The 6259-nt window shown below is 57.6% G+C and carries 8 protein-coding genes, 2 tRNA genes and 1 pseudogene; 5 read left to right on the forward strand and 6 right to left on the reverse strand.

Annotation, left to right across the window (positions count from 1 at the left end):
* Positions 1 to 265: 265 nt before the first annotated feature.
* On the reverse strand, positions 266 to 1321 hold the full coding sequence (locus AC1ECN_RS37975; RefSeq protein WP_397460956.1) for a YcbK family protein: 1056 nt from the start codon (positions 1319 to 1321) through the stop codon (positions 266 to 268).
* Between the two features lie 175 nt (positions 1322 to 1496).
* Positions 1497 to 1937, reverse strand: coding sequence for a lactoylglutathione lyase (gene gloA, locus AC1ECN_RS37980; protein WP_130673519.1), 441 nt, complete (start codon positions 1935 to 1937; stop codon positions 1497 to 1499).
* Positions 1938 to 2132: 195 nt separating this feature from the next.
* On the opposite strand from gloA, the gene AC1ECN_RS37985 reads away from it, so the two are divergent.
* Together AC1ECN_RS37985 and AC1ECN_RS37990 are read left to right on the forward strand one after the other, a co-directional pair.
* Positions 2133 to 2711: a cold-shock protein gene (locus AC1ECN_RS37985; protein WP_477955966.1), complete on the forward strand. Its 579-nt coding sequence runs from the start codon at positions 2133 to 2135 to the stop codon at positions 2709 to 2711.
* A 2-nt stretch (positions 2712 to 2713) separates the two neighbouring features.
* Entirely contained in the window at positions 2714 to 3202 is a 489-nt protein-coding gene (locus AC1ECN_RS37990; protein WP_018073427.1) for a DUF192 domain-containing protein, read from the forward strand.
* 65 nt (positions 3203 to 3267) lie between these two features.
* Here AC1ECN_RS37990 and AC1ECN_RS37995 read toward each other — a convergent pair.
* Positions 3268 to 3344, reverse strand: a tRNA-Pro gene (locus AC1ECN_RS37995).
* 712 nt (positions 3345 to 4056) lie between these two features.
* Between AC1ECN_RS37995 and AC1ECN_RS38000 the strand changes: the two genes are divergently transcribed.
* A complete protein-coding gene (locus AC1ECN_RS38000; protein ID WP_130664515.1) occupies positions 4057 to 4362 on the forward strand; it encodes an ETC complex I subunit in 306 nt (101 codons plus the stop codon).
* Between the two features lie 57 nt (positions 4363 to 4419).
* Positions 4420 to 4496, forward strand: a tRNA-Arg gene (locus tag AC1ECN_RS38005).
* Positions 4497 to 4504: 8 nt separating this feature from the next.
* Here AC1ECN_RS38005 and AC1ECN_RS38010 read toward each other — a convergent pair.
* Entirely contained in the window at positions 4505 to 4897 is a 393-nt protein-coding gene (locus AC1ECN_RS38010) for a site-specific integrase (protein WP_197727571.1), read from the reverse strand.
* A gap of 98 nt (positions 4898 to 4995) precedes the next feature.
* On the opposite strand from AC1ECN_RS38010, the gene AC1ECN_RS38015 reads away from it, so the two are divergent.
* A complete protein-coding gene (locus AC1ECN_RS38015; RefSeq protein WP_130672542.1) occupies positions 4996 to 5598 on the forward strand; it encodes a hypothetical protein in 603 nt (200 codons plus the stop codon).
* Positions 5599 to 5609: 11 nt separating this feature from the next.
* Here the strand turns inward: AC1ECN_RS38015 and AC1ECN_RS38020 are convergent.
* Together AC1ECN_RS38020 and AC1ECN_RS38025 are read right to left on the reverse strand one after the other, a co-directional pair.
* A pseudogene (locus tag AC1ECN_RS38020) lies at positions 5610 to 5744 on the reverse strand (HlyD family type I secretion periplasmic adaptor subunit); the annotation flags it as partial.
* A 7-nt stretch (positions 5745 to 5751) separates the two neighbouring features.
* Positions 5752 to 6045, reverse strand: coding sequence for a hypothetical protein (locus AC1ECN_RS38025; RefSeq protein ID WP_163862010.1), 294 nt, complete (start codon positions 6043 to 6045; stop codon positions 5752 to 5754).
* Between the last annotated feature and the right edge of the window lie 214 nt (positions 6046 to 6259).

Raw genomic sequence — 6259 nt, forward strand, 5'->3', positions numbered from 1 at the left:
CCCTAGGGGAGTCGAACCCCTCTTCCCAGAATGAAAATCTGGTGTCCTAACCGATAGACGAAGGGCGCTTCCTTCGTGGTGGCGCCCTTATAGTCAGGCGTTTTGAATCCCGCAAGCGGCAATTGCGGTTTCTTTCAAAAAAATGACAGGAAATCCGAGTGGGTTCGCGAAGTCGATTATTGAAGCCGAATCAATAGGCTGCCGATGGTTTCTTTAATGAGACGAGGTGGTGCTGCCGCAGCGTTATGCGAAAATCGCGCGGCCGTCAGATCGCCCTTGCGGTCGTCATCGGCGCGCGTTTGCCGCCGCAGCCCCAGTTCCAGTCACGCGTTTTGCCGGTATCGAGGTGGACCGAATCCGTATGGCAATAGGTGCCGACGCCGCCGCGGTCCGGCAACGACCGGATATAGGCGGCGATATCCCATTTCGCGACGCCGTCGATCTGGATGTCGGCGGCCTCGCAGCTCTTGTGCATCGATTCGTCAGCGCCGCCGACCAGGCGGTTATGCTCTTCGTCTCGATAGCCGGAGGTGACGATGACCGGTCGGCCGAAATGGTTTTCGACCGTCTTGATCACCTTCAGCATAGCGGGCTTGAAGCAACCGACCTCGACCTTGTCGTTCTGGAGATGCAACCCGTTCGGCGCGATGCGCGTCATGCCGGGCAGGGCGGCCTTGTGCAGCAGGCCGGAGAGGCTGCCGAGCAGGTTCTGCTTCGGCGCGCTGTAGAGCGCATTCATCGTCGAGGTCGGAATGCTGCCCGTCGCCAACGACGCTGTCTGCACAGGCGCAAGCTGCGTGCTGTTATTCTGTGAGGATTGCTGCGGCAGCACCGGCTCTGCCGGCTGTGTGGGCACGGGCGGCTGGCTGTAGACGCTGCTTCGCGCCGGTGCTGCACCTTCCACCGGCACATAGGCTTGCGGCTGAATGACGGTGGACGTGCTGTTGTTCTGCGGCGCCGGCTGGTGATCGGAAAAGATGCTCATCGCCTGCGCGTTGATCCGGGTCGACTGCAGGACGAGCCCGCCGATATTGGCAGGCGCCGCTGTCGGCGGATCGGCGGGCGGAGCGGCGGCATTCGGATTTTGTGCCACGACCTGAGGCGCGGCTTGAGCGCCGGAGACGTTGACGAGCCGGGGATCCGTATAGACCGAACGTGGGGCAGGGCTTGCGGGCGCTGCCGTGGCAAGCTGCGGTGCTGCGGCTTGTGCTGGAACCGCTGCGGCGGAATCGAGTGCCTTCTTGTCCGACGCGCAGCCGGTCAGCGCCAGCACCGAGGTGGCGATCAGCAAAGCGCCCGTCACGGGCATCCGCATCTGCATGTTATGCAAGCGATAGTCTCCAGTTGATGCAGAAAATCGGCGAAAAACGCTTTTCTTCCGCTTCGAGTCGCCAGGAGATTGCCTGCGGGGCCGGATCGCGGCAAGCGTCAAGGCGCCGGCCGGACCCGAAATCGAAAAAGCCGCAAGCCTCGCAAAAGCCTTGCGGCGAAAAGCCTTACCAGGCGCCGGTATTGCCCATCGAGGCCCAGGGTTCGGCGGCCGGAAGTGGGCTGCCCTTTTGCAGGATTTCGATCGAGATGCCGTCGGGCGAGCGCACGAAGGCCATGTTCCCGTCGCGCGGCGGCCGGTTGATGGTGACGCCGTTGTCCATCAGATTCTGGCAGGTCGCGTAAATATCGTCGACCTCATAAGCGAGGTGGCCGAAATTGCGTCCTCCTCTATAATCTTCCGTATCCCAGTTGTAGGTCAGTTCGAGGCAGGGAGCTTTTTCGCTGCGCGCACGGTCGAGATCGTCGCGAGCGGCCAGAAAAACCAGGGTGAAGCGGCCTTTCTCGTTTTCGTGGCGGCGAATCTCCTCCAGCCCGAACAGCGTGGTGTAAAAAGCGAGCGAGACGTCCAGGTCTTTGACGCGTACCATTGTGTGGAGATAACGCATTCTATCTACTCCTTTATTGGGGCTGGCTTTTTTCAGCGAGCCGAGGTCAGCTTCGGGCAAGTCATCTTTATAAAATGTGCAGCTGGGAATAACCGAAAACTAGGACTTGCGCTTATCCGTTACCAAGATGTTAATCTTGATTTCAAGAATCAGTTAACCGTAACAGTGTGACGCGTATTCGAGGGGCTGGCGACAATGGCTGACAGGATTTCATCGAACGAATACTCCGACCTCGACGAGCTATCGGGAGAAGCGGTCGATCTTGTTGAAATCACCGGGGTCGTCAAGTGGTTCGACGTCGCCAAGGGTTTCGGCTTCATCGTGCCCGACAACGGCTTGCAGGATGTTCTCCTGCACGTGACCTGCCTGCGACGCGACGGTTACCAGACGATCCTCGAGGGAACGCGCATCGTCGCCCTCATCCAGCGCCGCGAGCGTGGCTATCAGGCTTTCAAGATCCTCTCGATGGACCAGTCGACCGCGGTTCATCCCTCGCAGTTGCCGCCGGTGCGCACCCATGTGCAGGTCACCGCGACGAGCGGCCTCGAGCGTGCGCTCGTCAAGTGGTTCAACMGCACCAAGGGCTTCGGCTTCCTGACGCGCGGCGAGGGCACCGAAGACATCTTCGTGCACATGGAAACGCTCCGCCGCTTCGGCCTGACGGAACTGCGCCCCGGCCAGGTGGTCCTCGTGCGCTTCGGCCCCGGCGAAAAGGGCCTGATGGCCGCAGAGATCCATCCTGACGTTCCGAGCCCGGCAAGCCGGTCGCACTGAACATGCGCGGCCTAATCCTATTTGATGCCATCAAAAGCGCCATATTGGCGCTTTTTTTCATGGTCGCGCTGCCGGCTTTGGCCGAGGAGCAGATGCGGTTCGACAAGGAGCCGCTGCTCATCCAGACCGCGGCGGGCAAGGTGCTGCATTTCACCGTCGAGATTGCCTCGACCCCGGATCAGCGCGCCCGCGGACTGATGTTTCGCAAGGTGATGGCCGACAATGCCGGTATGATCTTCGATTTCGACGAGCCGCGGCGCGTCACCATGTGGATGGAAAACACCATCCTGCCGCTCGACATGCTTTTTGCCGACGACACCGGCACGATTCGCCACATCAAGGAAAAGGCAGTGCCCTATTCGCGCGACATCATCGATTCGATGAGCGCGGTGAAATACGTCGTCGAACTCAATGCCGGCATCGTTGCCAAACTCGGAATCAAGCCTGGCGACAGGATCGTCAGCGCCACGACGACCAAGAAGGCGAAGTAACGGCGCGCGCGACCGCGCGCGGCGCTGCGCCTGTCAAGGAATTCAACAATATCGGGATATTTGAATGGTCGGAGTGGAGAGATTCGAACTCCCGACCCTCTGGTCCCAAACMAGATGCGCTACCAGGCTGCGCTACACTCCGTGCCGTGAATGGCAGGGGAGATACACGGTTCACTTCGCCGTCGCAACCCATAAATCCAGCTCTGGCCGAAGATTCCTCGCCGGACCTGTGGATGCAATACAGAAAAATCTTGATAGGTCGCCAGTGTGCTTGATCGCGCGAGTCCGTCTGCCTGGCGCAATTGGCGTCAGGGCAAGGCTACCTTAGCCGTGAGCGATCAGGCCGATATATTGAGCGTAGCTGATGGCAAGGTAGAAGAACGCCGTGATACCAGCCCCTATCACAATGGCATTGAACTCCGCCGAACGTCTCATCATGAGTGCAAATCCACTGAAACCAACTGAGCCGTAGAAATAGTGCCGAGGRCTGGCTGCGGCAATCAGGATGCAATCACAACATGCGACGATCGGTAACATTGCGCAATCCGGCCGGAGTCGCTTGGCCTTCAAGAGATGGCTGGCGCGACACGAGGGGAAGAATGCCCAGAGGCGCTTGTCCGCGGATATTCTTTGTTCCCCAACGCATCGGCTTGTCATGGGATGGAGCCGGCGGCGTCGTCGTGCACCGCCTTTTTCCTTGAAAAGGCGGGGATTCGCAGCTAAGCAAAATTCATCTCTTTGCGTTATCCTCAGCGATGATGCAAAAGGCCTGGCGCGGGCCGGCAACGGGCCGGCAACGGGATTGAGACCATGAAAGGCGGGCATTGTCCCGCATAGTCGGAGACGCTGCAGTCATGTCTGCCAAGATCTATCGTCCAGCCAAGACCGCCATGCAGTCCGGCAAGGCCAAGACCCATCTCTGGGTGCTTGAGTTCGATCAGGAGTCGCCGCGCAAGATCGATCCGATCATGGGCTACACCTCTTCGGGTGATATGCGCCAGCAGGTGAAGCTCACCTTCGAAACGCAGGAACTCGCCGAAGCCTATGCCCAGCGCAGCGGCATCGAATACCGCGTCATCGCGCCGAAGGACCCTGTCCGTCAGGTTGTCGCCTATCCCGACAATTTCCGTTATACCCGCACGCAGCCTTGGACGCACTGAGATTTCTCGTCCAGATATGCCGCATCCCGGTCGCGCTCCCAGGCGCGGCCAACAGACGGCCCCTTAGCTCAGCTGGATAGAGCACCTGCCTTCTAAGCAGGTTGTCGCAGGTTCGATTCCTGCAGGGGTCGCCATCCATTTTTCAAGTATATGTTTTTGCTTTATTTTCAGTCTTGAACCCCTCATCGGATTTGGTTTGAGGGGTTAGGCTGTTCTCGTTAAGTTTCGCAGCGCCCGAAATCGCGAGCTTCCGCTTGTGGCCTTCCGCGTGTAATTGGTTGGCCATGGAATCGCTTCTCCAGCCAAAGCGGGCCCTCAGTTCGCTGTTGCTGTTGCCGCTTTCGGCCAGGAGCTGGGCAAGCGTCTTTCTCAGGCCATGCGCCCGGCCTTCCACGCCTGCCTCGGCGCACATATCCCCAAACCAATTCCCGAATGCGGCCGCACTCTTGAACGGGCGGCCGTGAACTGGCGTGACCAGGTAGGCAAGATGCTCCGTCTTCGTCGCCTCGCGCACGGTCTTGAGATCCGGGTGCATCGCCCGGCCCAACCGACCGCAACGACGAACGTCGGGTCTTGTTTGTCCCTAACCCACTTTGAGGTTGAGTAAAGCATGTGATCAGGCATAGTCAGGGCATGCTTGATCTCTCGTTTCCTTGGCTCATCGGCCCCATTCCCATAGCCATGACTGTCTGGGCGTCTTATGGTCTTTACCGTGCAGTTGTAACACGCGACGGGGTTACGGGGGCGTCAGTAGTTTCAGTACTGGGGCTGGTGGCATTCATGGCAGCACTAACTGCCCAAGTCGTAAAGCCCGTCATCAACCAGACACTTTCCCTGATGTTAGCCCAATTTCTCGGAACGGGTGCTTGCTTCCTGCTCGTCAAGCTACTGTGGTCCGTTCAAAAAACGAAACCGGAACCATCTCTCAGGCGTCCCGACGTGAAAGTGTTTCGCGGCATGGGCATCTGCCTGAGCTTCCTGATTGTCGTTGACGGGCTTTTCTTTTTATTCCCTGACGTCGGAAAGTGTGAACATTTCAAAGGATATATGGCTGATAAATGTGCTGGGCAGGAATTCGCTATCGGAATTCATGACCTTCCAATTGTGATTTATGTGGGAGTTCTCATGGGCGTTCCTGCACTCGCTGGACTGATCTTAGGAATTTGGGCGCTGGTTAGGAAAGCTGTCCTCCCAAATGCCGACGAACCAAGTGCGAAAAACAGTGCCGGCGGTTGATGCCGGTGGTTTCGGCCTGGTGAGACGAAGCCGATGTCCTGGTTCGGCAGATAGGCTTCGATCTCCAGCGAGGCGTCGTCCGGGACGATCCGCATCAGTTCCGCGCCCGCGGTCACCACCTGGCCGACCGTGGTGATGGCGGATGTATCTCTTTCAGAACCCCCCCATCTGCCGAATTTTGCGTTTAAGAGAACCAGGTTGCATTCCAAACACGGTTCGCCTCGTTAAAATCCCAAAAACCTCATCAGCCAACAAAGCAAATGAAACATAAAATAAAATAACCGCAGGAGAAAACAGCATCAAAACACAGATGGTTGCCAGTTCCCCGTCTATCGCAAACGCGGAAGATAATGTTGCTGCAATAGCAATGAATGGAATCCAAGCCAACACCGATAGAAAAAGCCCGATAATTAACGCACAAATTTCATATTTCTTCTCATTTATCATAAGGAGTTTTATCAAACTAAGTAGATATCTTCGCATCTTTGCCCGTTATCGCCATAAGAATGGCCTTTCTTTTTACAATGTTAGGAGACGACCTCGTCGAACAGCCTAAAATACTGGGCGGCCGACTTTCCGTCGTCGAGACAGGTGGGATTTAGATCAGCAACGGTCTCGAGGTCACCAGCGTTGCGCATGCCGTAGTCGGCAGCCCATATGC

The organism is Rhizobium sp. 01N447_2 (assembly GCF_056399245.1).

Excerpts from the sequence above, each read along its gene's own strand:
- AC1ECN_RS38025 (WP_163862010.1), bottom strand. The coding sequence starts at position 6,045 with ATGATAAATGAGAAGAAATATGAAATTTGTGCGTTAATTATCGGGCTT.
- AC1ECN_RS38000 (WP_130664515.1), top strand. The coding sequence starts at position 4,057 with ATGTCTGCCAAGATCTATCGTCCAGCCAAGACCGCCATGCAGTCCGGC.
- AC1ECN_RS37990 (WP_018073427.1), top strand. The coding sequence starts at position 2,714 with ATGCGCGGCCTAATCCTATTTGATGCCATCAAAAGCGCCATATTGGCG.
- AC1ECN_RS37975 (WP_397460956.1), bottom strand. The coding sequence starts at position 1,321 with ATGCAGATGCGGATGCCCGTGACGGGCGCTTTGCTGATCGCCACCTCG.
- gloA (WP_130673519.1), bottom strand. The coding sequence starts at position 1,937 with ATGCGTTATCTCCACACAATGGTACGCGTCAAAGACCTGGACGTCTCG.
- AC1ECN_RS38015 (WP_130672542.1), top strand. The coding sequence starts at position 4,996 with ATGCTTGATCTCTCGTTTCCTTGGCTCATCGGCCCCATTCCCATAGCC.
- AC1ECN_RS38010 (WP_197727571.1), bottom strand. The coding sequence starts at position 4,897 with ATGCACCCGGATCTCAAGACCGTGCGCGAGGCGACGAAGACGGAGCAT.